Origin of the sequence: Shewanella sp. Sh95, from assembly GCF_001308045.1 — a bacterium.
Taxonomy (GTDB): domain Bacteria; phylum Pseudomonadota; class Gammaproteobacteria; order Enterobacterales; family Shewanellaceae; genus Shewanella; species Shewanella xiamenensis.
Map to the genome: position 1 here is coordinate 1 of NZ_LGYY01000233.1, position 467 is coordinate 467.

Annotated in this window: 1 protein-coding gene and 1 pseudogene; one reads left to right on the top strand and one right to left on the bottom strand. The window is 56.3% G+C overall.

What is annotated here, in order from left to right:
• Positions 1–210, top strand: a 210-nt coding sequence (pnuC, locus tag AEA42_RS17005) for a nicotinamide riboside transporter PnuC (RefSeq protein WP_197278452.1), incomplete at its 5' end; no start/stop codon positions are given.
• On the opposite strand, the pseudogene AEA42_RS21955 reads toward pnuC, so the two are convergent.
• Positions 207–467 (bottom strand): annotated as a pseudogene (locus tag AEA42_RS21955) (hypothetical protein); the annotation flags it as partial. The gene pnuC and the pseudogene AEA42_RS21955 overlap by 4 nt on opposite strands.

A 467-nucleotide genomic window follows, 5' to 3' on the forward strand; every position in this document is an offset into this window, starting at 1 on the left:
GTGGTGGCGATGATCTTAATGACCCGCAAGTATGTTGAAAACTGGCTGCTGTGGGTGATCGTCAACGTGATAAGCGTGGTGGGTTTTGCCCGTCAGGGCGTCTATGCCATGTCGCTGGAATACCTCTTGCTGACGTTCATTGCGTTGAACGGCAGCCGGATGTGGATAAACAGCGCGCGTGAGCGAGGTTCTCACGCGTTTTCTGGCTAATGGTGGGGGTGATGATCGTGCCCGGCGTGCATCGTGTTGAGATGGCACTCCGGGCCGCTGCAGGGCTGGTACTCCATCTGCACCGTGGCATGCGCAATTTCATATTTATGTTCCAGGAAATGCAGGATGCGGTTGAGTAACGCGTCATGGTCGTGCGGTGGAACGACCTGTACATGGAGCGTCATCACCGGTTTTTCCCCCACCAGCCAGACGTGGACGTGGTGAACATCGCGTACCTCCGGGATAGAGCGACGGAT